Origin of the sequence: Candidatus Pantoea formicae (assembly GCF_011752625.1) — a bacterium.
Lineage (GTDB): Bacteria > Pseudomonadota > Gammaproteobacteria > Enterobacterales > Enterobacteriaceae > Pantoea > Pantoea formicae.
Genome location: NZ_VWXD01000002.1, coordinates 734,328 through 758,463 on the forward strand (window position 1 = coordinate 734,328; position 24,136 = coordinate 758,463).

The 24,136-nt window shown below is 55.2% G+C and carries 22 protein-coding genes; 7 read left to right on the forward strand and 15 right to left on the reverse strand.

Annotated features, from left to right (window positions below):
* Positions 1-71: 71 nt before the first annotated feature.
* The 3 genes from sbcD (at position 72) to F3J38_RS08145 (ending at position 5,560) form a co-directional block, all read left to right on the forward strand.
* A complete protein-coding gene (gene sbcD / locus F3J38_RS08135; RefSeq protein ID WP_167136684.1) occupies positions 72-1,283 on the forward strand; it encodes an exonuclease subunit SbcD in 1,212 nt (403 codons plus the stop codon).
* Complete coding sequence (locus F3J38_RS08140) at positions 1,280-4,957, forward strand: AAA family ATPase (protein ID WP_167136687.1); 3,678 nt, start codon at positions 1,280-1,282, stop codon at positions 4,955-4,957. The genes sbcD and F3J38_RS08140 overlap by 4 nt, the downstream gene beginning before the upstream one ends.
* A 183-nt stretch (positions 4,958-5,140) precedes the next feature.
* Complete coding sequence (locus F3J38_RS08145; protein ID WP_167136690.1) at positions 5,141-5,560, forward strand: cell envelope integrity TolA C-terminal domain-containing protein; 420 nt, start codon at positions 5,141-5,143, stop codon at positions 5,558-5,560.
* On the opposite strand, the gene qhpR is transcribed toward F3J38_RS08145, so the two are convergent.
* The gene (qhpR, locus tag F3J38_RS08150) at positions 5,520-6,581 is read right to left on the reverse strand and encodes an AraC-like transcriptional regulator QhpR (RefSeq protein ID WP_167136693.1); all 1,062 of its coding nucleotides are present in this window, start codon (positions 6,579-6,581) and stop codon (positions 5,520-5,522) included. The two genes, F3J38_RS08145 and qhpR, sit on opposite strands and share 41 nt — an antisense overlap.
* 239 nt (positions 6,582-6,820) lie before the next feature.
* Positions 6,821-7,825: a phosphotransferase enzyme family protein gene (locus tag F3J38_RS08155; RefSeq protein WP_167136696.1), complete on the reverse strand. Its 1,005-nt coding sequence runs from the start codon at positions 7,823-7,825 to the stop codon at positions 6,821-6,823.
* A 270-nt stretch (positions 7,826-8,095) separates the two neighbouring features.
* On the opposite strand from F3J38_RS08155, the gene eat reads away from it, so the two are divergent.
* Positions 8,096-9,460, forward strand: coding sequence for an ethanolamine permease (gene eat / locus F3J38_RS08160; RefSeq protein WP_167136699.1), 1,365 nt, complete (start codon positions 8,096-8,098; stop codon positions 9,458-9,460).
* 154 nt (positions 9,461-9,614) lie between these two features.
* Here the strand turns inward: eat and mak are convergent, their stop codons facing one another.
* A complete protein-coding gene (mak, locus tag F3J38_RS08165; RefSeq protein ID WP_167136702.1) occupies positions 9,615-10,526 on the reverse strand; it encodes a fructokinase in 912 nt (303 codons plus the stop codon).
* A gap of 145 nt (positions 10,527-10,671) precedes the next feature.
* Here mak and rdgC point away from each other — a divergent pair, with 145 nt between their 5' ends.
* Complete coding sequence (rdgC, locus tag F3J38_RS08170) at positions 10,672-11,583, forward strand: recombination-associated protein RdgC (protein WP_167136705.1); 912 nt, start codon at positions 10,672-10,674, stop codon at positions 11,581-11,583.
* 642 nt (positions 11,584-12,225) lie between these two features.
* Here the strand turns inward: rdgC and ppnP are convergent.
* From ppnP to aroL, 7 genes are all read right to left on the reverse strand, one after another.
* Positions 12,226-12,510 carry a pyrimidine/purine nucleoside phosphorylase gene (ppnP, locus tag F3J38_RS08175; RefSeq protein WP_167136708.1) on the reverse strand — a complete coding sequence of 95 codons (285 nt, stop codon included), beginning with the start codon at positions 12,508-12,510 and terminating at the stop codon, positions 12,226-12,228.
* Positions 12,511-12,614: 104 nt separating this feature from the next.
* Positions 12,615-13,292: an AroM family protein gene (locus F3J38_RS08180; RefSeq protein ID WP_167137135.1), complete on the reverse strand. Its 678-nt coding sequence runs from the start codon at positions 13,290-13,292 to the stop codon at positions 12,615-12,617.
* A gap of 2 nt (positions 13,293-13,294) precedes the next feature.
* Positions 13,295-14,227: a DUF1177 domain-containing protein gene (locus F3J38_RS08185; protein ID WP_167136711.1), complete on the reverse strand. Its 933-nt coding sequence runs from the start codon at positions 14,225-14,227 to the stop codon at positions 13,295-13,297.
* A 15-nt stretch (positions 14,228-14,242) separates the two neighbouring features.
* Positions 14,243-15,802 (reverse strand): OPT/YSL family transporter, encoded by a 1,560-nt coding sequence (locus tag F3J38_RS08190; RefSeq protein WP_167136714.1) that lies wholly within the window; start codon positions 15,800-15,802, stop codon positions 14,243-14,245.
* Positions 15,803-15,971: 169 nt separating this feature from the next.
* Positions 15,972-16,724, reverse strand: a complete 753-nt coding sequence (locus F3J38_RS08195; RefSeq protein WP_167136717.1) for an IclR family transcriptional regulator — start codon at positions 16,722-16,724, stop codon at positions 15,972-15,974.
* 286 nt (positions 16,725-17,010) lie between these two features.
* Positions 17,011-17,202 carry a YaiA family protein gene (locus tag F3J38_RS08200; RefSeq protein WP_167136719.1) on the reverse strand — a complete coding sequence of 64 codons (192 nt, stop codon included), beginning with the start codon at positions 17,200-17,202 and terminating at the stop codon, positions 17,011-17,013.
* 111 nt (positions 17,203-17,313) lie between these two features.
* Entirely contained in the window at positions 17,314-17,838 is a 525-nt protein-coding gene (aroL, locus tag F3J38_RS08205; RefSeq protein ID WP_167136722.1) for a shikimate kinase AroL, read from the reverse strand.
* Positions 17,839-18,124: 286 nt separating this feature from the next.
* On the opposite strand from aroL, the gene F3J38_RS08210 reads away from it, so the two are divergent.
* The gene (locus F3J38_RS08210; protein ID WP_167136725.1) at positions 18,125-18,826 is read left to right on the forward strand and encodes a DUF2076 domain-containing protein; all 702 of its coding nucleotides are present in this window, start codon (positions 18,125-18,127) and stop codon (positions 18,824-18,826) included.
* On the opposite strand, the gene F3J38_RS08215 is transcribed toward F3J38_RS08210, so the two are convergent.
* Complete coding sequence (locus F3J38_RS08215; RefSeq protein WP_167136728.1) at positions 18,827-19,270, reverse strand: YaiI/YqxD family protein; 444 nt, start codon at positions 19,268-19,270, stop codon at positions 18,827-18,829.
* A 143-nt stretch (positions 19,271-19,413) separates the two neighbouring features.
* On the opposite strand from F3J38_RS08215, the gene proC reads away from it, so the two are divergent.
* Positions 19,414-20,226, forward strand: coding sequence for a pyrroline-5-carboxylate reductase (gene proC / locus F3J38_RS08220; RefSeq protein WP_167136731.1), 813 nt, complete (start codon positions 19,414-19,416; stop codon positions 20,224-20,226).
* 123 nt (positions 20,227-20,349) lie between these two features.
* Here the strand turns inward: proC and F3J38_RS08225 are convergent, their stop codons facing one another.
* The 4 genes from F3J38_RS08225 to F3J38_RS08240 form a co-directional block, all read right to left on the reverse strand.
* Entirely contained in the window at positions 20,350-21,876 is a 1,527-nt protein-coding gene (locus tag F3J38_RS08225) for an FAD-dependent oxidoreductase (protein ID WP_167136734.1), read from the reverse strand.
* Between the two features lie 1,013 nt (positions 21,877-22,889).
* Complete coding sequence (locus F3J38_RS08230; RefSeq protein ID WP_167137137.1) at positions 22,890-23,192, reverse strand: PsiF family protein; 303 nt, start codon at positions 23,190-23,192, stop codon at positions 22,890-22,892.
* A gap of 140 nt (positions 23,193-23,332) precedes the next feature.
* A complete protein-coding gene (gene iraP / locus F3J38_RS08235) occupies positions 23,333-23,587 on the reverse strand; it encodes an anti-adapter protein IraP (protein WP_167136736.1) in 255 nt (84 codons plus the stop codon).
* A 212-nt stretch (positions 23,588-23,799) separates the two neighbouring features.
* Positions 23,800-23,940 carry a hypothetical protein gene (locus F3J38_RS08240; RefSeq protein WP_167136740.1) on the reverse strand — a complete coding sequence of 47 codons (141 nt, stop codon included), beginning with the start codon at positions 23,938-23,940 and terminating at the stop codon, positions 23,800-23,802.
* Positions 23,941-24,136: the final 196 nt, after the last annotated feature.

The window sequence follows — 24,136 nt, forward strand, 5'->3', positions numbered from 1 at the left end:
TTATCGCTTTTTTTTCTTTGTGATCTGAAGAGGTTATAATTCGTCTTCGCTTAACTAAGCACGGAGTTTTCATGCGCATCATTCACACGGCGGATTGGCATCTCGGCCAGTTCTTTTACAGCAAAAGCCGAGCGGCAGAGCATCAGGCGTTTCTTGACTGGTTATTGGCCCAGATTATCCAGCACCAGGTAGACGCGCTGATCGTCGCCGGAGACCTGTTTGATACCGGTTCGCCCCCGAGCTATGCGCGCGAAATGTTTAACCGCTTTGTGGTGGCGCTGCAACCCAGTGGCTGCCAGCTCGTGGTGTTGGCGGGGAATCATGACTCCGTTGCTACCCTTAACGAATCCCGCGAGCTGCTCGCCTGTTTGAACACGCGTGTGATCACCAGCGCCACGCCGCAAGGTGAACAGCAAGTACTCACACTAAAGCAACGCGATGGCACGCCAGGCGCGCTGCTGTGCGCGATTCCTTATCTGCGCCCGCGTGACATTCTGCGCAGCCAGGCGGGCCAGTCTGGACGTGAAAAACAGGTCTCACTGCTGGAGGCGATAGAGCAGCATTATCAGCAGTGTTATGCCGCGGCGCTGGCCGAACGGGCCGAGCGCGAGCTTCCCATCATTGCCACTGGCCATCTCACAACCGTCGGTGTAACGAAAAGTGATTCCGTGCGCGATATTTATATCGGCACACTGGATGCCTTCCCGGCGCAGGCGTTTCCCCCAGCCGATTACATCGCGCTCGGCCATATTCACCGGGCGCAGCGCATCGCTGATAGCGAGCATATTCGCTACAGCGGTTCACCGATCCCACTCAGCTTTGACGAGTTGGGCAGAGAAAAAAGCGTGTTCCTGCTGGATTTCAGCCACCAGCTCGATGTGGTTACGCCACTGACGATTCCGCTGTTTCAGCCGATGCAGATGCTGAAAGGCTCTATGGCAGAAATCGAACAGTTGCTCACGCAATTCACGGACAGCGACAGCGAACTGCCGGTCTGGCTCGACATTGAAATCACCACGCAAGAGTATCTCAGTGATTTGCAACGCCGTATCGAACAGCTCACTGAAGCGCTGCCAGTAGAGGTGCTGCTGGTGCGTCGCAGCCGTGAGCAGCGCCAGCGCAGCCTGGCGCGTATGGATAACGAAACCTTGAGTGAGTTGAAAGTGGAAGAAGTGTTCGCCCGCCGTCTGGTTCAGGAAGAACAACTGGATGCCGAACAAGCTGAGCAACTCACCCAACTGTTCCGTACCACGCTTGCCGCGCTGGAGAATCCCTCAGCATGAAAATTCTGACGCTACGTTTTAAAAACCTCAATGCGCTACGCGGTGAGTGGTTTATCGATTTTCGTCGCGAGCCTTTTGCCAGTAATGGTCTATTTGCCATTACCGGCGCCACGGGCGCAGGCAAGACCACCCTGTTGGATGCCATCTGTCTGGCGCTTTATCACCAAACGCCACGTCTTGGCGTGCTATCGCAAACGCAAAACGAATTAATCACGCGTGATACGGCAGAATGTCTGGCTGAAGTTGAGTTTGAGATTAAAGGTGAGGCCTGGCGCGCCTTCTGGAGTCAAAACCGCGCTCGCGGTCAGGCGGACGGCAAGTTACAAGCACCACGCGTTGAACTGGCGCGCGTGGCCGATAACCAGATTGTTGCCGATAAAGTGGGCGACAAACTTAAAGCGATTGAAACGCTCTCCGGTCTGGATTTCGCGCGTTTTACCCGTTCGATGATGCTGTCTCAAGGCCAGTTTGCCGCCTTTCTCAACGCGAAACCCGGCGAGCGAGCTGAACTACTGGAAGAACTCACCGGCACGGAAATTTACGGGCAAATTTCTATGCAGGTCTACGAGCGTTGGCGCACCGCACGCAGCGAGTTGGACCAGCTGCGCGCCCGCGCAGGCGGCATGATGCTGCTGGATGAAGCGCGACGCGCGGAACTCGGCCAACAGTTACAAAGCCTGGTTGCCGAAGAAAAAGCTCTGAGTGAACAGTTGGAACTCGCACAACAACAGCAACAGTGGTTGACTCAATCCCAGCAGCTTGCGCAAGAGCAACTGCACGCTGAACAGGCGCGGCTGGACGCAGAACAGCACTGGCAGCAGGCCGAGCCAGATCGTCAACGCCTGGCGCGCGCCGAACCGGCAGAAAAGCTGCGCGACAAGCTTCAGCAACGCGAGCAGTTACAACGCGATCAACAGGCGCTCGCCACCCAGGCACAGCAGCTGCAAACACAACAGCAGCAGGCGCAAACGGCACTGCAGCAAGGAGAGAATCACTACCAAGCGGCGCAACAGGCACGGGAACAAGCCGTGGCCGACCAGCAGCAGTTGGAGACGCTGCTGACTGAACAGGTTATCCCGCTTGATCAACAGCTTGCCCACGGTGCGCAGCAATTAACTGAACAGCAGCGTCTGCACAGCCAGCAGCAACAAGCATTGCAGCAAAGCCAGAGCGCACTCAGCCTGCAACAACAGGCGAGTGAACGCTTACAGCAGCAGCTCGCCCAGCAACAGGCATACCGTGAACGTGAAGCCGCAGTGGCGCACTGGGGAGCGGAGCTACCACGCTGGCAGGCTGAAGTGGCACGCGTAGATGAGCGTGAGCATGTGCTGTCACAGTTGGTTGCTCAGCAGCAGCAACTGCAAGCGCAATTCACACAGCAACAGCAGGCTATTGCCGAGCGCGAACGGGCACTGCGACCTTTGCAGCAAGCGGAAACCGATGCCAGCCAGCAACGCCAGCAAGCGGAGCAGGCACTTACTTCGCTGGAAGCTGAGATCAGCACAGCGCAATTGCGTGACGCGCTGGCACTGTACCCACAACAGCGTGCAGCCCGTCAGCAGCTCAGTTTGTTAGCGGCGCGCTGGCAGTCACTGCAACCACAGCGTCAACAGCGCCAGCAGAAACTGGCAGCGCTGCAACAGCAGCATCAGCAAGATGAATCCGCCTTGCAGACGCTGCGTGAAGCATACAAACGTGAAAACCAGACGTTGCTTGATATCCGCAAAATCTGCGACATGGAACGCACCATTGTGCAATTAGCGGACGAGCGTGCCAGGCTGCAGGCCGATCAACCCTGCCCGCTCTGCGGTTCCTGTCAGCATCCTGCTATTGAGCAGTACCAGCAGTTACAACCGGGTGAAAATCAGCTGCGGCTGAGTACCCAAGAAGCCCTGGTCGCCAGGTTAAGGGAGGACGGCACCGCCAAAGGTGAGCAGCAGAAGTTATCACTGCAACAGCAGCAGGTTTTACAGCAGGAAATCGCTGAATACGATCAACAAATTGCGGCCACTCATCAGCAATGGCAAAGCCTGAGCAGTGAGGTGGCACTTACCTTCACGCTGGAACAACAGGATGACTTCAGCGCCTGGCAACAGCAGCAGGACGCACAGGAAAGCGCCCAACAGCTGCTACTCCAGCAGCGGGAACAGGCTGCGCGCACGCTGCAACAGGCAAAAGATGCCCATCAGCTTCAGCAGCAGCAGTTACAACAATTGCAGAATGCACAACAGCTGGCGCAACAGCAGAGTCATAGCGCTCAGCAAACGCTGGACGAACTCACGCAGCGCGAAAGCCACGAACGCAGCGGCTGGCAACAGCTCGCGCAGCAGCTCGAACAGCAACTTGCCGCGCATCAGTTCGCTTTGCCTGAACGCGCTGCGCGCGCCGAATGGCTGGAGACGCTGCAACAGCGCTGGCACGCCTGGCAACAGAGTGAGCGACTGCTGAGCGAATTGCAGCCTCAGTTGGCGAAAGCAGAGAGCGATGCGGCTAACCTACAACTCAATCTGACCCGTGAACAGCAGCAATGGGATGCCTTGCAACACGCGCTCCTCAGTTTGCAGCAGCAGCTAGCCGCACATCAGCAGCAGCGTCAGCAATTGTTTGGCGAGCGGCGCGTCACTGACGCGCGTCAGCAGCACCATACTCTGCTTCAACAATGTGAGCAGGCGCTGGCGCACCAGCTGCAACAGTGGCAGCAGGCGCAAAGTCAACTACACAGCCTCAACGGCCAGTGCGAACAGATTGTCAGCCAGCAGCAGGCTCAGCAAAGTCGGCTGCAAACCGCTGAAACAGCCTTCCTCACCGCATTGCAGCAGAGTGATTTTGCCGATGAAGATGCCCTGCGTACCGCGCTGCTGGACGAGCAGGAAGTCCAGCGGTTACGCCAGCACTTACAGGCACTGGAGCAGCAGCGCCAACAGCACATCACCCTGAACCAGCAGCTATTGCAGCGCGTGGCCGTCCATCATCAACAGCGTCCTGCGGCACTCACTGAGGAGGTCGCAGCGGGCATCAACGAGCAAGTCGCCTCTTTACGTCTTGTGTTGCGCGACAATGCACGACAGCAGGGAGAAGCGCAGCAACAGCTACACAGTGATACGCAATTGCGCCAGCAGCAGCAATCGTTACTGATGCAGATTGATGAGGATGAGATCTCACTGACGCACCTCGGCCGCCTGAATGATCTTATCGGTTCTGCCAAAGGCGATAAATTCCGTCGTTTTGCCCAAGGATTAACCTTGGATCATTTGGTATGGCTGGCGAACCGTCAGTTGGACCGCTTGCATGGCCGTTATTTGCTGCAACGGCGCGCGACGGAAGAGCTGGAGCTGGAAGTGGTGGATACCTGGCAAGCCGACGCCACACGTGATACTCGCACGCTGTCAGGCGGCGAGAGCTTCCTGGTGAGTCTGGCACTGGCCTTAGCCTTATCCGACCTGGTCAGCCACAAAACCCGTATTGAGTCCCTTTTCCTGGATGAAGGCTTCGGTACGCTAGATGCCGAAACGCTGGACACCGCGCTGGATGCCTTGGATGCGCTGAACGCCAGCGGTAAAACCATCGGTGTCATCAGCCACGTCGAAGCGATGAAGGAGCGGATTCCAGTGCAAATCAAAGTGCGCAAGATGAATGGCTTAGGCTACAGCAAGCTTGAGTTGCCGGGAGATTAATACCCGTAGCGCGGGGGGATCGCGCCATATTTTGTAGGGTGCGCCAAGGCCCATCCCTACAGCTTAACCCTGACGGCGCAATTCAGTTTGCCATCTCTTTCCCTCAGAGTCAGAGTAATGCCATAGCATTCCCCTTCTCTCTCGGTAAACTGGTGGCAGACTTTTGTACAACCAGGCCAATCAATGAATTCACTGATCCGCACCGCTGGTTTACTGGCGTTGGCTATGTTGCTCAGCGCTTGTCAGCATCCGTCGGCACCGTCATCCACATCTGTCGCCAATCTGTGCCAGCCACAAAGCGAACCTGGCAGTGCATCCTGTAAATGGACCGATGCGATGCAGCACCAGTTGAATCAACAATTTAAGGACGCGGCGCGCTATGCTGGGCAGCAGTGTAGGGTGCGACTGGAATGGCAGAACAGCGGACGCTATGACGTGACGCAGACGCAAGGCGACGAAACCTTATGCCTGCGTGCCTGGCAGCTGATTGGTCAGTCGAAAGGTTTACCGCCGCCGCCCGATCGCACGCAGCCCGCGTGGTTTGGCTTTGCGCCACATCGGGCTAGTTCACCTGCCCATCCTGACGCCACTGGCGCGGGCTGATACCGAACCAACGCCGAAATGCACGTGAAAACGCGCTGACTTCGGAATAGCCCAGCAGTAGCGCCATCTCCGAAATGGGTAGCTGCTTCTGTTGCAGGTAGTGCGTCGCCATCTCGCAACGCACTTTATCCACCAACGCAGTGAAACTGATGCCCTCTTCACGTAGCCTCCGTTGCAGAGACCAACTCGACAGGCCCATCTTCTCGGCAATATCCTCCAACACGGGTTCCCCCTGGATCAGCGACAAATTCACCTGCGATCGCGCCTGTTCCACCACACTTTGTAGCGATGTACTGCTGTTCAAACGGCGGATGGCATCCTGCATCACCATCAGCAGCATCGGATCTTGCTCTGGCATTGTACGCAGCAGATCGCGCTTCGGGATCAGCAGCGAGTTGAATGGCTGATCGAACCACACCGGCGCATCAAACACTTTGCAGTGCTCATGCCACTGCTCAGGACGCGGATGCTCAAAATGCACTTCGCGCGGTGCCCAGTTTTTCCCGGCAACGTGTCGGATCAGATTCAGGAACATGCCCAACGTTAATTCCGCATCCTGACGACGCGACAGAATTGCCCCGTGCCGCACTTGGTAATCCAGTCGCCAGCAGTCGCCTTTATCCACTAACCGCGTGAGCGTATCGTGCTGATGCCAAGGGAAGGCATTCACCACGTTATGCAGTGCCTGCTCCAGTGTGGGAGAACACAAGCCGATGTAGCCAATCAAGCCTAATGACTGCGGTTTGAACTGCCTGCCGTAGTGCAAACCGAAGTTATCAAAGCCCGAATGGCGCGCCGCTTCCTCCATCACACGGCAATAGTTGACCAGCCCGAGGCTGAGGGTGGGACTGGCCAGCAGCTCGGAATCAATGCCGCTGATACCAAAAATACGATCAACATCGCCGCCTTTGTCGGTAATGAAAGTGCTTAAGCCGGTGGCCGCTGCCGCCAGCACGCCACGGTTGTTGGCCTGAGCCGAGAGCGAGCTGTACGCTTCAGAAGGAGTCATCAGTGATTGCATCGGAACCTCACAGGGATCGCGCGAGTGAAACTAATAGGGAGATCCAGCAAGATTCGTACCATTCCATGAGGTCGTCATCAATGACGCCCCTATAGCGTCCTGCGATAAGCCGTAGAGTGTGCCTTTGTACGCCGCAATAACCCGTAGGGTGCGCATTTATGCGCACCTGGTGAAAATCTGAGGGAAAGGTTGAGGGCACTGCGCTGTTTCGACGCAGTGCTGCTCACTACTGGTGCAATTCAAACGCCCACTGGCAGCAAACTGGTTTCCAGATAGCGACGGCACAGACGCACGGAGTGATCAGCCCAGCGCGGCCCCAGGCTCAGCGCCATCTCGGTGTCTGCATGCGTGCCCATCCATGCGGTCATCTGGATGCGACGTTGAATCAGCAGCGTCGGCACCAGCGCCATCTCCTCATCGCTGATGTGCGCGACTTGCTCGTAGCCTTGGATCCAGTTATCCACCCACTCGGCGGCACGTGGATGATGCTCGACAAAACTGATCGCCGCCGCCAGATCGTGCAGATACCAGCCCATGCCGCAGTCATCAAAGTCGATCACCCGGGTTTCGCCTTTGTGCAGCAGCAAATTGGTGAGACGCAGATCGGCGTGGATCAAACCATAGCGATCGGTACCTTTACCAAAGCCCTGCAGCTCTTGCCCGACCCGCGCCACCGCTTCAGCGACAATGCCATGATCGGCCGGATTGAGATTTGGCGCATCCTGCCAGCGACCCCAATGGCTTTGATCGCTGACCATGGTGTGATGATCCCAGATAATGCGCTGGAAACCGGCGGGCTTCTGCCAGTTGCGGCTGTGCTGATGCAGGCGCGCGGTGATGTGCCCGAGTTGCCTGAAAGCTTTGGGATCAACCTCGGTGGTGGGCATCTCGCCTTCAATCCAGTGGAACAGTACCGCGTGCCGCACGCCGCCATCAGGCATGCCGAGCGTGAGTACCGTTTCGCCATCGTTAGCCGGGATCGCCTGCGGCACCATGATGCCAATCTCGCGCAGTGCGTCCAGCCACAGTAACTCGCTCTGAATATCGGCTTTGCTGTGATAGTCAGGGCGATGCAGGCGCAACGCATAGCGTTTGCCACCCGCCAGCAGCAAAAAGGTGGCGTTCTCAGAGCGGCACAGTAGCTTCAATTCACCGTGAAAAGGCGTGGGGTAGCAGGACAGCGCCCGCTGGGCGAGCACGGTCATTTCAGCATCAGATAAGGTATCGGACTGTTTAGCGCTCATTCATCAATCTCCAGCATCAATCTTATGGGAAACAAGTGTTATCAGCATGGGATGACCTCGTCCTGACTGCTTGACCGCAGGCAACCTAAAGTTGACCGCAGCGTGCAACTGGCACTTTTCTTGCCTCTGAGTTGACCGTGGAGGACAAAACTCACTGCGCCCGCGTCAAGTTTTCCCGCTGCGGGCGGCGGCATTATCACTTCACTGTAGTGCATAGAACAAAACAGCGCGGTGCAACCGCCGCACAACAATCACGACGGGGAGACGATTATGACGAGTAAGCTCAAACCCACGCTGGGCACTCTGCATTTGTGGGGTATCGCAGTTGGTCTGGTAATTTCCGGGGAATATTTTGGCTGGAGTTATGGCTGGGGCGTGGCGGGCACGTTGGGGTTCCTGATCACCACCGCGCTGATTGCCACCATGTATACCTGTTTCATCTTTAGCTTTACCGAACTCACGACAGCCATCCCGCACGCCGGTGGCCCTTTTGCGTATAGCCGTCGCGCCTTTGGTGAAACCGGTGGTTTGATTGCCGGACTGGCCACGCTGATTGAGTTTGTGTTCGCCCCACCGGCAATTGCCATGGCGATCGGTGCCTATCTCAACGTGCAATACCCGGATCTCAACCCAAAAACCGCTGCGGTCGGAGCTTATCTGGTGTTCATGACGCTCAACATCCTCGGCGTGAAGCTGGCCGCGATGTTTGAATTGGTAGTGACGGTGTTAGCCGTGCTGGAACTGCTGGTGTTTATGGGCGTGGTCTCACCGGGCTTCAGTATCGCTAACTTTGCGGCTAACGGTTGGGCGGGAAGCGATCACTTCGGCATGCCTGCGCTCTCTGGCATTTTTGCCGCCATTCCTTTTGCCATCTGGTTCTTCCTCGCGATTGAAGGTGCTGCCATGGCCGCCGAAGAGGCCAAAGATCCGAAGCGCACCATTCCCAAAGCCTATATCACCGGGATTTTGACGCTGGTGGTGCTGGCGATCGGTGTGATGCTGCTGGCGGGTGGCGCAGGTGACTGGCGTAAACTGTCTGACATCAACGATCCGTTGCCGCAGGCGATGAAGATGATCGTCGGCGAGCACTCCAACTGGATGCATATGCTGGTGTGGATTGGCTTGTTTGGTTTGGTCGCCAGTTTCCACGGCATTATTCTTGGCTATTCGCGTCAGTTTTTTGCGCTGGCTCGCGCCGGTTACCTGCCACAGGGATTGGCCAAACTGTCACGCTTCCAGACCCCGCACCGCGCGATTATTGCGGGTGGTGTGATTGGCATCGCAGCGATTTACAGTGATGGTCTGATTAACCTGCAAGGTATGACGCTGACCGCAGCGATGATCACCATGGCCGTGTTTGGCGCCATTGTGATGTATCTGATGAGCATGCTGAGCCTGTTTAAACTGCGTCGTACTGCGCCAGACCTGGAACGCAGCTTCCGCGCGCCGGGTTATCCCATTATTCCAGGTATCGCGCTGGTGCTGTCGCTGGTGTGTTTGATTGCCATGCTGTGGTTTAACCCGGTGATTGGCGGGCTGTTCGTGGCGATTATGGTGGTGGGATATATTTACTTCCTCGCGACTAAAACCCAGCGTCAAAATGCACCGCAGGATGCAATGCTGATGGGAGAATAATCACGGAATTGCCTCACGCGCAAAAATACACATGCGCTGTCAGGGTCCTTTTATTCAACAACACGCACAATAGGTAAATAGCAGGCTGGCGGCCAGCCTGCGTTATCGTCTGGTGCTTCATTGACGAACTTACGCTATCAAAGCGACCTTTTTATTACCCTTTCAGCGGCCACAGCCACGCCGCACCGCGTACACCGCTGGAATCGCCGTGCACCGCTTTCAACACCGGCGTTTCACATTCGCGACCAAACACCCACTGCTTCATCAGCGCGGGCACGGTCTGATACAAGCGGTCGTTGTTGCTCATGCCACCACCCAACACGATCACATCCGGATCGAGCAAATTCACCACCTGCGCCAGCGATTTGGCTAAGCGCATTTCGTAACGGCTCATCGCCAGTTCTGCCACCGGATCCTGCTGCTCAATCAGCTTAATGATCTCCGCCCCCTTCAACGCTTTGCCGCTCAATCGCTGATAATCGATGGCAAACCCCGTGCCAGAGACAAAAGTCTCAATACAGCCCTGTAAACCGCAATAGCAGGGGACTTCTTCGCGGTGCCTTAACTCATCTGCGTCCATCCAGGGTAACGGATTGTGCCCCCACTCGCCGGCGTTACCGTTCCCCCCAATGCGCGACTCACCACCAATGGCCACGCCCGCGCCTGAACCGGTGCCAATAATGACGGCAAACACCAGCGGCTGCCCGGCGCCTGCACCATCCACCGCTTCAGACACCGCCAAACAATTCGCGTCATTGGCAATGCGCACGTCACGATTCAGCGCCTGGGCCAAATCCTTGTCCAAGGGTTGTCCATTCAGCCAGGTCGAGTTGGCGTTTTTCACCCGCTGGGTGTACGGCGAAATCGTACCGGGAATGCCGATCCCCACGGTGCCCTTTTCCCCGGTTTTCTCCTCTGCCAGCAGCACTAAATCCACAATCGCCTGGACTGTGGCAGCATAGTCATCGCGCGGGGTATTGACGCGGTGACGGAACAGCTCTTGCCCCTGATCGGAGAGCGCAATCACTTCAATCTTGGTACCGCCTAAATCAATCCCAATACGCACGATTTATTCCTCATTATTCGTTCAGGTGACAGATACAGTAGAAGGCTGAATCGGGAAAGGCAATGAAACCCATCCGATGTTTCGCTATCATGCGCGCTGACTTTGAGACTTGTGCGCCCGATCGCACCCACGGTAAGGAATCCCGATGTTGTGGTTTAAAAATATGATGGTTTATCGTCTGAATCGTGACATCCCACTGTCCGCAGACGATCTGGAAAAACAGCTCGACGCCTTCACGTTTTCGCCGTGCGGCAGTCAGGATATGGCAAAAACCGGTTGGGTATCGCCGATGGGCAACCGCGGCGAAGCGCTGACGCATGAAATCAACGGTCAAATCGTGATTTGCGCGCGCACCGAGCAGAAGATCCTGCCTTCACCCGTGGTGAAACAGGCGCTGGAAGCGAAGATCGACAAGCTGGAAGCGGAACAGAGCCGCAAGCTGAAAAAGACCGAGAAAGACTCGTTGAAAGATGAAGTGCTGCATAGCCTGTTGCCGCGCGCGTTTAGCCGTTTCAGCCAGACATTCATGTGGATCGACACCGTTAATAACCTGATCATCGTCGATTGTGCCAGTGCCAAGAAAGCGGAAGACACCTTAGCGCTGCTGCGTAAGAGCCTCGGTTCACTGCCTGTCGTCCCGCTGACGCTGGAGAATCCGATTGAGCTGACGCTGACCGAATGGGTGCGTTCCGGTGAGCTGCCTGCCGGTTTCACGCTGATGGATGAAGCCGAGTTGAAAGCGATTCTGGAAGATGGCGGCGTGATCCGCTGTAAGAAACAGGATCTGATCTCCGATGAGATCGCCACCCACATCGAAGCTGGCAAAGTGGTGACCAAACTGGCTCTGGACTGGCAGGAGCGTATTCAGCTGGTGATTGCCGACGATGCCTCGATCAAGCGTCTGAAGTTCAGCGACACGTTGCGTGAGCAGAATGACGACATCGACCGCGATGATTTTGCCCAGCGTTTTGATGCCGATTTCACCCTGATGACCGGCGAACTGGCCGCGTTGATCAGTAATCTGGTGGAAGCGTTAGGCGGCGAAGCTAAGCGCTAAGTCACGCATAACTCAACCCCCGCAAAAGGCGTAATGCCTGTTAGTTAAGCATTTGGTGATAACGCAGTCTGGTGCCGCTCAGGGGCTGGCTGTCCTCGCGCCGCTGACGCGGTACCTTCACTTCACTCGTCCGCCTGACGGACCGGCGCAGACGGGACTTTCCCTGTCCCGGCTGCACCTTTCGCCAGCATCCATGCTGGCTCTCCTGGCTTCCTCATTCCGTTCAGCGCTGCGAAATGCCATCCCCAGAGCGGCACCAGCCTGCTTGCTAACTTCCGTTTACGCTGTTGGAGAGGGCTCGATGGTGAAGACTTTAGCGTTTTTACTGCCACAAAGGGCACAGTATCTGAGGCCATAGCACCTCTGCTGCTGCAACGGGCTATTCGCAGCGCTGAGACGGAGACGTTGTGCCAGGAGCCAGGCGCAGGGATGCGACAGGCAGTTCGGGTAGGCCAGGACGGCCGTACCCGAACGTTCCGGCCGGTACAATGTTGCAGCCGAAGGCACCGCGAAGCGGCGCGAGGACGGCCCGGCAGCAGCAGAGGTGCTGTGGCCCGCACTCTTTTTTTACTACGACCAAAAAGAAACCGGGAATGCTGACAGCATTCCCGGTTTGATAAAACTCATGCTGAAAGTCAGCGTTTACAGGTAGCGGCACAGATAAGACGTTGGCTCAGCCACCTGCAGATGGAATTCGCTGTTGCCGGGCACGTTGAAAACCGAACCCGCTTCGTACCATTTCCACTCGGCTTCGCCTGGCAGCAGCACTTTCAATGCGCCGCTCACGACCGTCATCTCTTCCGGCTGTCCTGTACCGAAGGTGTATTCACCTTCTGCCATCACGCCAACGCTGGCACGGCCAATGGTTACGCTGTCGAAACCAATGGATTTCACTTTCCCGTCGAAATACTCACTTACGTTGAGCATGTTACTTCCTCACAGCACATTATGGTGTCTGGCAGATTACAAGGGAACTCGCTGATCTGTCACGCGAAAAAGCAATACAGATCGCGACTTGTGATCGGCCTCAGTCAGACGATCAACTCTGCTGCTAACTTCGCCACCAGCACGTTGGATAACAGTACCGGAATGCCCAGCATTTTCTGCAGGAAATCCCGGTGCTTCTGGTGATAGCCAATACAGTCGAGCACCACCACATCCGCACCCTGCTCTTGCAGCGACAGGCCCGCCTCGATCAAATCATTCTGCTGTGCCAGATAAGGGCTGGCGACGGCAAAGCATGGCGCGCTGTTCAGATTCCGCCATTTACTGGCCTGCTCAGCGATCTGCTCTTCTACCGGCACCACAATCCCCACTTTATGCTCCTGCACGATGGCCTTTACCAACGGTGGGATAATGCGGTCTGGCTCCAGCAGCAGCGCCTTTTCGGTTTTCAGTGTGCCAAACTCACCGGTGCACAGCAGCAAAATCGTATCGTATCCCTGCTGTTCCAGCGCCGTGATCTTGCGCTGCAGTCCCTGCTCAACTTTTGGCCCCGACAGGCGCACCTGCTCGCCGGTGGTCATACGCGAAACCAGCACTTTCTCACCCGCTTCAGGCGAGAAGAATTGCTCCACCTCAGCGAGTGTCAGGCCGTCGAGTAATCCGGCGTGAGCGACTTGCTCTTCCGGTAAGTGATCCTTTAGCAGCGGCAGAATGTCACTACGTGGAGATTGACCAATCGTTAAGGTCACCAGGGACTGTTTCATCATTAGGCTTTCCGCGTACGCAGGTGGCTGAGACTACCATACAAAGAGTGTAGTAATGCATACTCTTGTTTGTCATAGAACTGACAGGTTTCACGGCCAAACTCTTTCGCCACTTCCACCGCAAACTTCACGGTAGCCGCGATATCGACTTCATGGCTGGCTCCGGTGCCGCAGCCTGGCACCACAGACTCCGCGCAAATTGCCACACCCACCACAGGAACATCGGTGGCGGTTGACGGCTGCAGGATGCTGTTAAGGTGATAGACACCGTTGCCGTATGGCGTGATGTCTTGCGTGGTGATCGGGAAGGTCACAGCAGGAAGACCGCTGGTCATCTCCATAATGCGCAGCAGATCTTCTGATACGCGCAGGATGTAACCCTCTTTCACCGTAGGAGAAATCGCATAGCCTTTATGATTCAGGATACGGTTACCTTTGGTGGTATCGATGGAGAGAATCGCGTCCACGCCGTCGATCACTTCGTTGTCATTCATGGTGATGTCATCGCAAGGCGAATCCATGAAATCCACCGGCTCATGCGGACGCGTTGGTGCATCCGGGCAGATGTGTGTAGTGATAATCACGTCACCCGCCAGCACATCGCCTTTGGTCTGCATCTGTGCCAGCTTCAGCGCACTGCTCACCGCCGCCACTGCGCCATCTGCATCCGACACCATACCGATACGCGTTGGACGCGCACCGATGCCGCCTAAACGGCCCACAATACCTAACGTCGGCGCAGTACCGCCTTTGCTCTTGCCCTGCGCACCAGGAATATCAATGCGCACGAAATCGGTACGCCCTTTAGGACCGGTCACACGTTTGAAACTGGCGGTCACGCCTGGGTAGTGGGCAAAAAGATCCACCACCTGCTGCCCATCGACGTAGGCGCTGTCGAGTAACTCAAAAACCTGCAGTGTCTGCTGTAAACTCATATTGAATTCCCTGGGTTATTTCTTGGTGCTACTGGCAAAAAGAGAATGGAAGAAGCTGTACAGCGCGTCGCCCGCAATAAACCCTGCGGCCATCACCTCCATCGGTGAACGTCCACGCTCGCCCCACACTCGAATGATCAGGATACGCAGCGCGATCCCCACCATCACCGCCCAACCTGCTGCGGCGTTGTTGATTAACAAACCGGTCGCCAGCAATACGCCTAACTGACGCTTCGGCCCACCGATAAACTGAATAATCGCCCCCGGAATCGCCCACATCAGCAAGCTTCCGGCAATGCCTGGCTCGGCACCGGCCTGAATGGTTTTGGCGTAAACGCGTGCCACTGGTGGCAGCAGGTTTTCGGCGAAGAACAGGTTGTGTGCGTACCACACCACTGGAATACAGATCATAAAGGCGATCATCGCGGCGATTAACTGGATACGGCGGCCCCACAGCTCTTGCTGCAGATCGGCACCGTTACCGCGCAGGATAAAGCCGGCTTTCAGGTCGTAGCCCATATCGGCAAAGGCCGGTCCCGTTGCAGCGGTGAAGCCACACAACAGGCAGAGCGCCAGCGGCGGGAAGCCGAGCAGAATACCGAGGATCAGGGTAATAAGCGCCACGGCAAAGGCTGGGAACCAGCCTGAGTGCATCGCGGCGATGCCGACAATTAATTCATGCACGAAGGCAGCAAACGCGGCATAGACGATAAACAGCACCAGCATCGGCAAACCCATCTGACTCCACAGACCGCCCGCCAGCGCCAGCAGTGTAGAGATAATGATGTAGCCAACGGTGCCGAATCCGAGTGAACGCTTCACTTCGCTATCACTGCGGCTGACATTCAGCTGATCGTTGCGACGGCTGACAATCACTTGCACCACCTGAATCAGCGCGACTAATCCTGCGCCGACCATCATGCCGTGTGGAATATAGAGTGCATTGATATCAATACCCGCAACCGGTTGCGCATAGGCGCGCAGCAGGAAGCCAATGCCGAGCATACTCAGCGCCCAGATATTGCCAATAAAAGCCGTACCGAAGGCAGACATTGGAATCTTGAGCATTGAGCCAGCGATGCCGCCGACAATACCCACCACCAGCAACCACGCCTGACGGCCGCCTTTATCGCCGGCTTTGATCGCTTCCGCGGCTGCCACACCCGGTGGCCACGCATTGCTGGCCGGGAACACGCGGGTATCGAACAGGCGGTATAGCAGATAGGCATCCAGCAGCATCGCCGCACTGACACCGACAAACAGCGGCAGTACCAGCTGCGGTTCACCCAGCGCCCACGGCACGGCAATCGGCATCAGCAGACTGTTCGCCGCACCAAAGGTGGCAGAAGAGATGGCGGTTTGCGCAAGGTTCTGTACTTCGATGGAGCGATAACGACGGAACCATTGCAGAGGAATGCGCGCCAGCAACATGGCAAACAGCGCACCGATAATGGAGGTATTGGGTGTCACCCCAATGGTGGTAATAAGCTGAACTCCGATGATGGCACCCGCTACGGACAGCAGAACCAGCATTAAGCCCACGCCAAAACTCTTTATTGGATTATGTTGACGCATATTATCCCCGTATTTTCACCCTGTAGAAAACGCGAATACGTTTCATGCCCGACACGCGGGACATCAACGCTTTTAATAAATCGTTCCCTGATTTCTGAAATAGGCAGGTCCGAAGACCTGCTATTTCCCTGGTGTGGCGCGAATAAACGCCTTTAAATCGAAAATAAGGTTATGCGCCGTATTTTTCGGCCATCAATGCAGCCGTTGCGCGCAGTTCGCTGAGCAGCGCGTCCGGATAACCCGGGGCCGCTTCTTGCGAGAGAAACGAGAGACACAGTGCGGCACTTTCGCCGCGATGTTTATTGGTGACCGCCACCGCCAGTGAGCTGATGCCCGGCAACGTCTCATTGCGTGCCAGTGCCCAGCCCTGCTGGCGAATCACCGCTAATTCTTTACAGAGTGCATCAATGTTCAGCGGCGAGTTTGCGGATGCGGCTTGCCAGTTGTCGGCAAAACGCGCGCGCACTTCGTCATCACTCAACTGTGCCAGCAGCACGCGTCCGGTTGAAGTACCGGAGAGGGAAACGCGCGTACCTGGCGGCGTCACCAGCTGGGTGAAAAAACGTCCGTGATACATGCGCATCACCAGCACATCGGCGTTATCCAGCACCGAGATATATCCCATGCATCCGCTACTGGCGGCGAGGCGCGCCATCGGCGCGGAAGCGCTATCCACCAGCGGCGTAGACAGATAATGCCCTGCAACAGAGAGCAGCACTCGACCCACCTGGAAGCAGCGACTCTCGGGATCACGCTCAAGTAAACCTTCACTTTCCATGGTCGCCAGTAGTCGAGAAACGGTACTTTTCGGCAAGCCCAGCGCTTCAACCACCTCGGTAAATGTGAGACCGGGATGGCCCTGTGTGACGCCAAAACGCTGGAATAGCTTGAGCACAGCGGCAGCATTTTCGAGTGTGGTCATGATGGTAGTTTCACTATGTGGAACCAAGTTCCTATATCAATACCCCGAAAGTAAATCGCGACGTTTATGGGGTCAAGCGCAAATTTCAACCGGGACAAAAAAGCGACGATTTCAGGCAGCATAAAATAAGGTGCAAACAGAAAACGTAGTGACGTTATCAGGCAGGATACAAATGTTTCAGCGTGGGATATAACTTTATTGCCGCTTGTTAGCTTTTTCGCGGGAGTTGAAAATTTCTACTTACTCACGGTAAGTCATTAAACACTGGCGTCCCTGCCAGCCGTCGTTACGCTTTATCGGCATCTTCGTAACGTTCTTTCGCATCCTGCGCTTCAGCTTGCGTTTTATGTTCGCTGATTAAGGAATCTGGTTTTGGGTGGTCAGAACGCAATTCATACCATGTCACGGTATTTCCCGCCGGGCCTTTTTCGACGGCAACAATGCGCGCTTCACGCGGATAAGGTGGTCTGGTTGGCATAGATTTCCCTCTTATGTCAGGTTTCCACACAGACAGCGGCGATCCCCCTGTCTTTACTTCAGTATAGACAATGCGAGATCGCGAGAAAAAAGAGGGATAAATCTGAGGGGATTAGCTGGCGCGCGCAAGCGAGAGTGATTGCAGAATTTGATCAACAACCTGTTCAGGTGTTTGCATGGCGTTCACTTCATGATGGGCGGACTGCCGATAGAGGTGCGCGCGCTCACGCAGGATATCCCCCATCTCTTCAGCGATGGGCCGGCCTGTTAGTGTCGGACGCTGTGCCGCTTCAGGTTGACGTTCCAGACGATCGGCCAGCACCACCGAGGGTGCGTTCAACCAGATCACCTGACCGTGATCGCGCATAAAATGACGATTGGCTTCGGCCAGCACCATACCACCGCCGGTCGCAATCACCGTTGCAGGCGCGGTTACCTTGTGCAGAGAATCTGATTCTCGCGCGCGGAAGCTATCCCATCCTTCAGAGGCGACAATTTCTGCCACTGAGCGTTGAGTCGAGAGTTGCAAGTAGTGATCGGTATCGCTGAAGGCATAGCCAAGCGCTTGCGACAACGCCTGGCCGATAGTGGTTTTACCGCAACCGCGTGCGCCGATCAGATAGATGGGTAATGACATCCGGGCTCATCCTCCGCCGTATTTATGCCGCACGGGCAACATCATCAGGTCAATATTGCGTCGCATGATACCTGGATTTTATTTTATCAGCCACCCGCGAAGCACGATTTACGCGTGATTCCTGTCAGAATTTTATTATCTAAATGATTTTAAATGAAAAAATGATGCATGATCTGTGCATCAATCCATTTGTAAGCGCAGGCAACATTTCCTTACCAGGACATTGATTTACTTTCTGTCACGTTGCCCACATATAAGGGGGTACGAATCACTGGAGGTTCACACCATGCAGAATGAAGAGCAACAATTAATCGACAACCTGTTTAGTCGACTGAAACAGGCCGAAACCCAAAGCGGATCGCGTGATGCAGGCGCAGAGCAGTTAATCAAACAGCATTTACAAAACCAGCCGGGCGCGCCTTATTACATGTCGCAGGCTATCCTGATTCAGGAAGCCGCGCTGAAAAAACTGAATGCACAGGTCGCCGATCTGGAAAATCGCTTGACTCAGGCACAACAGCAGCAAGCTCCGCAGCAGAGCAGCGGCGGTTTCCTGTCAAGCTTGTTTGGCGGCGGCTCACGCCCTGCGGCCCCCCAGCAGCCACAGCAACCGGCATGGAATAGCGCACCGCAGCAACCTCAACAGCAGTATGCGCCACCACAGCAGCAGTATGCAGCCCCGCCTGCACGCGGAACGGGCTTCCTTGGCGGCGCATTGCAGACAGCCGTGGGCGTAGCTGGCGGTGTGGTGATGGCGGATATGCTTACCAGTATGTTCCATCATTCACAGCCGGAAGAGATTGTGAACATCATCAATGAACCGGCACTGCCGCAGGTGGATAACAGCCTCGACACCTTTAACGGCAATGACAGCAACAACGCCTTCCTGAACGATAACGCCAGCTGGGACAACAACAGCTTCGCGGATAACAATGACTTCAGCGATTTTGGTGGTGGTGACTACGATGACGATGACAGCTTTGTCTGATCAGCGTTGACGTAACCACTTATCCAGTTCGTTAGCAAACAGTTGGCGGTCGCGTTGGTTCAGCGCCGATGGGCCGCCACTCTGTACCCCACTCGCCCGCATCGTTTCCATAAAATCACGCATGGTTAAGCGCTGACGAATCGTATCCGGCGAGTAGCGTTCTCCGCGCGGATTCAAGGCCGCCGCCCCCTTTTCCAGCACTTCAGCCGCCAACGGAATGTCACCGGTAATCACCAACTCCCCCGGCTGCACGCGTTTAACAATTTCATTGTCAGCCACATCAAAACCTGCCGCGACCTGCAGCGTCTTCAACCAAGGTGAAGGCGGCACGCGCAACGGTTGGTTGGCGACAAAGGTCACGGTGATCCTGGCGCGTTCCGCAGCACGGTAGAGCACCTCTTTGATGACATTGGGGCAGGCATCAGCATCAACCCAAATTGACATGTTGTTTCCTTTTTTAAGGGGAATGGCTGGCGATCTTGCCCGCTTACGCCAGAATGGCAAATGTTATTTGCGCGGCTTGTTATTCATCACAGCTGACGTAAGCTAACCCGCACGTAAGAATGAATCACTTAAAGGATAGAGCGATGCTGGAGAAGAAAATCGGGTTTATCGGCTGCGGTAATATGGCCAAAGCCATCATCAGCGGACTGGTTAACAGTGGACGGATTGCCCCCGCCAATATCTGGGTTTTTGACCGTAAACCGGCAACTAACCAGGCGATGGCGCAGCAATATGGCGTGACGGCAGCAGAGAGCGCAGAGAGCCTGGCACATGAAGCCGATATTCTGTTCGGCGCGGTAAAACCCAATGTGATTCTTAATGTCTTGGACGGGCTTGCCAGCCACTTGAAAAAGGATGCGCTGGTCGTGTCGATTGCGGCAGGCGTGACTCTGGATTCGCTGGCGGCGGTTTTGGGCCACGATCGCAAAATCATCCGCGTGATGCCAAACACGCCTTCGCTGGTGAATGAGGGCATGACCTCCGTGACACCCAACGCGCTGGTGGGTTCGCACGAAGTTGATGAGGTGGTGGGGATTTTCGAAAGTTTCGGTAAGGCTGCCGTTGTCAGTGAATATCTGATCCATGCCGTGGTCGGCGTCAGTGGTTCAGCACCGGCCTATGTGTTTATGTTTATCGAAGCCATGGCCGATGCCGCGGTACTGGGCGGGATGCCACGCGCGCAGGCTTATCAATTTGCGGCGCAGGCAGTAAAAGGCTCAGCACAGATGGTGTTGGAGACCGGTAAGCATCCGGGTGAGTTGAAAGATATGGTTTGCTCACCTGGCGGCACCACCATTGAAGCAGTGAAAGTGTTGGAAGAGCAAGGCTTCCGCGCGGCAGTCATCAACGCTATGCAACAATGCATGGCGAAGTCAGAGGCGTTGAGCAAGCAGTAATCGCCTGCAATGTTAATAAGGTGCGCCTGAATGCGCACCTTATCAAACCCTACGCGGCCATTGTCGGGTTAACTATCTGGCAGCCGACCAACATGAGGCCTAAATGGCGAGCCTGTTGAGCGCTTACCCTTGATATGCCTCGAACAATGCCATTCCCTGCTCTAGGGTCATCGGGTGCTGCATCGCTTCCACCAGCGCCGCCGTCAGCGTGTACATGCCTGCGGAACACACTGCCGCGATCATCCCCTGCCGACAGTAAAACGCGATAAAGCGTTTATCCTGCAACGATCCGAGCAGATGATAATCATCCCACTCTTCCGCATGGCCCAAATACTCGTAGCGCGTGCCGTAATGTGCCGTCCAGAAGAACGGCACGCGGTCATACATAACGCCTTTTCCAAGCATATTTAGGGCTGCAATCCGCCCTTGCTGATGCGCCACTCGATAGTGCTCAATACGTTGCGGCCCGCGTGGCGTAAGGTAGGTCGCGATATCACCCGCCACCCAGATATTGTCTGCAACACGCAATTGCCCATCGACTAACAGACTGCCGTCATCCTGCAGTGTTAAATCATGAATGAAATCTGTGGCGGGCACGACGCCAGTACCAAACAGCACCAAGCTGGTCGCGATTTTTTTACCGTTTTTCAACCTTACTGCACTGACGTGGCTCTCCCCCTCCAGCGCTTCAGGCTCCCCTTCAACAAACTTAACGCCATTACTGCGGTGCAGTTCGTAAAAGTAGCGGCCAATCTCTTCACCAAACTGCTTCAAAAAAGGCAGCGGCTGGCGAGCCATGACAGTGACGTCAACATCCCGATTACGCAATGCTCCGGCCATCTCCATACCAATAAAGCTATTGCCGATAATCACAATATGCTGGGTGTCATCCACCTGTTTTAACAGTGCATCCGCCTGATTAAGCGAACGCAACAGATGCACACCTTGCAAATCTTTACCGGGAATATCGAGCGGCTGGGGCATGCTGCCGCTGGCAATCAGCAGTTGATCAAATTCTATTTGCTGACCACCTTGTAACACCAGTGTCTTCTCGTGCGCTTTAAGCTGCGCCACCTCACCCTGAATGCGTTCTACTGCACCTAACACATCTGATTTCAACAGTTTCGGCACATCCTCAATCGCCATCTTTCCTGAAGGTACAAATTTACTTAGCGCTGTGCGGTCATAAGGTGCGGCGGCCTCCCGTTCCACCATCACTATCCGCCCGCTAAAACCTTCATCCCGCAGTGTCCAAATCGCCGCGCTACCTGCTGCGCCAGAACCGAGGATGACACATACCGGTGATTCACCTTGTGTAACTGAGGCGCTGGCGGGCGACATCGCCTGAGGATTGACCCACACCTTCCCCTCTTCAATACGTACCGGATAACGCTTCAGATTGGCGAGGGCCAGTGGCTCACACATCTTGCCATCGCGCAGTTGAAATACCGCTTTGTGCCAAGGACAAACGATTTTATCGCCGCAGATGGCTCCCTGATCCAGCGGCGCTCCTGCATGAGGGCACTTCGCCTGTAACGCTTGCACCCTTTCGCCATCGCGCACCAACACCATATCGATATCACCTACGGTGAATTTGGTGGGTTTACGCTGCGCTAGCGACTTGAGTTGCACGACAGATTGATAGCTCACGGTTTGCCTCCTGCGTTGTTGTTGGATTAATGACGCTAAACCCCTACAAACAGTAAGTGTGGCAAAGCATGAGGATTTCGCTGAGAAAACAAAGCGTAACGGTAGTTGAATCTGGATTTATCAGTTTGATATCGCGAAAGTTGATGGCGCTTTTTATTTGATAAAAAAGTGCTCCTACTGAGAGGAACCCTCGATGACATGAGGTCTAAGGCTCAGTGCATTTGACTTAAGCTCGAGTTCGGGGAGCTTTCATTTTGGACGAGTCAACGCCTTTTCCTATGCTCGAATAGGTGCGGACCACAACACCTTTGCTGCTGCCGGGCCGTCTTCGTGGTGCCTTAGGCTACAGAGTCGTGCCGGACGGACTGTTCGGGTAAGGCTGCCATTTCTTTTTTGCGCGATTGAGCATGTTGGTGCGGGCCGCAGCACCTCTGCTGCTACCGGGCCGTCCTCGCGCCGCTGCGCGGTGCCCTCGGCTGCAACGTCGTGCCGGCCGGAACGTTCGGGTACGGCCGTCCTGGCCTACCCGAACTGCCTGTCGCATCCCTGCGCCTGGCTCCTGGCACAACGTCTCCGCCTCAGCGCTGCGAATAGCCCTTGCAGCATCAGAGGCGCTGTGACCTCAAACACTGTGCCCTTTGTAGCAGTAAAAGCGCTATCGCCTAAGCCATCGCGTCCTTTCCCGCAGCGTAAACAGATGTTAGCAAGCAGGCTGGGGCCGCTCAGGGGATGGCATTTCGCAGCGCTGAACGGAATGAGGAGGCCAGGAGAGCCAGCATGGATGCTGGCGAAAGGTGCAGCCGGGACAGGGAAAGTCCCGTCTGCACCGGTCCGTCAGGCTGACGAGTGAAGTGAAGGTACCGCGTCAGCGGCGCGAGGACAGCCAGCCCCTGAGCGGCACCAGACTGCGTTTTCACTGCATGCTTAACTGACCAAGCTGCATTATCAGCACATGCATAACTAACCAGACTACGATTTCACAACATGCTTAACTGACCAGCATCGGGTCTAAATTAGCTTTTCTTCAGACAAGAACTCATATAAGTCTTACGTGCATCACCGCTGAGTTTTTTATCCCCCGCTTCGGTGTTGCAGGTTTTCATCTTCATTTGCTGCGGCGTCATGCTGCCCATTTTGCTATCTTTTTTCAAACAGTCGCTCATAAAGGATTTACGTGCATCCCCTTTTAAATCCTGCGAGGAAGCATGCTGATTACATACGGTCATTTTATTTTGCTGCGCAGTTTTTTCTGCCGCGCCTGCGCTGCCCGCCAATAGCAGGCCTGCTGCCATTATTGCCAAAAGACACGATTTCATTGTCGGATTCTCCATAGCATCATTGCCCATTAATGATGGCAGGAAATAAGCAAAGCAGAAAAAAATATATTTGCCCACGGCCTTCGCGCGGCAGGCTCACTGGCTGCGACACGAGTGGCGAATAGCCAATGAGAGCAAAATTAAATGCGGGGGTGATTCAGCAGTTTTTCGACGTAATTGCGCAGTAAGGTGGTATCGGGCGTTTCCGCGGCAGGTGCCAGGGGTGGCATGGCCGACGTGATACCCGCAGCAATCTCGTTAAATTGTTCGGGTTCCAGTTTGCGTAACATCGCTGTCAGCACAATTTCTAATGCCTCAACCTGGACCACTAATTCTTTCGATTCTTCTTCTTTCTCAGCCAGCTTAAGCAGAAGTTCCGCAATAAGGTTTTTCATGCGACAGGCTCAATAAGCGATGGAAAACAGACGTTAGCACCGGGGAGGTTAAAACAACAGGGAATTTTAACGGTTTTGGGAAAATAAACGACAAGCGTAGCGTAAAAAAAGAAACGTAATTTCAATATCTAACAGCGAAACGTTTCACAGGATAACCAGCGGTATTTCCGAAACGTTTCGCTCGCCTTTAACTCATTAATAGCTGGTGCTCATTAATGCGGTCCCATAAAACCGCGTCCCGGACCACCACCGTGGCCGCCCCAACCGCCTCCGCCGCCTGGCGGTGGGAAGATACAACCGCTCAGGGCGGTAACCAATGCTACGACAGCAGCAAGTTTAACAATACGGACCATAATTACCTCAGAATGGTGAAATCGAGCTGAGTGTATGAGGCGCCATCCGGCACGACAATACAGAATTCTCCGCAACCTGCCGCTATTCATCTCTGCTCACCATGCTTAACAATTTACTGGCACTACTCCTGCGAAAAAACCACACAGGCATCATGATAATGACCAAAAAATCGTCCACTCATCGTCACTGGCTACT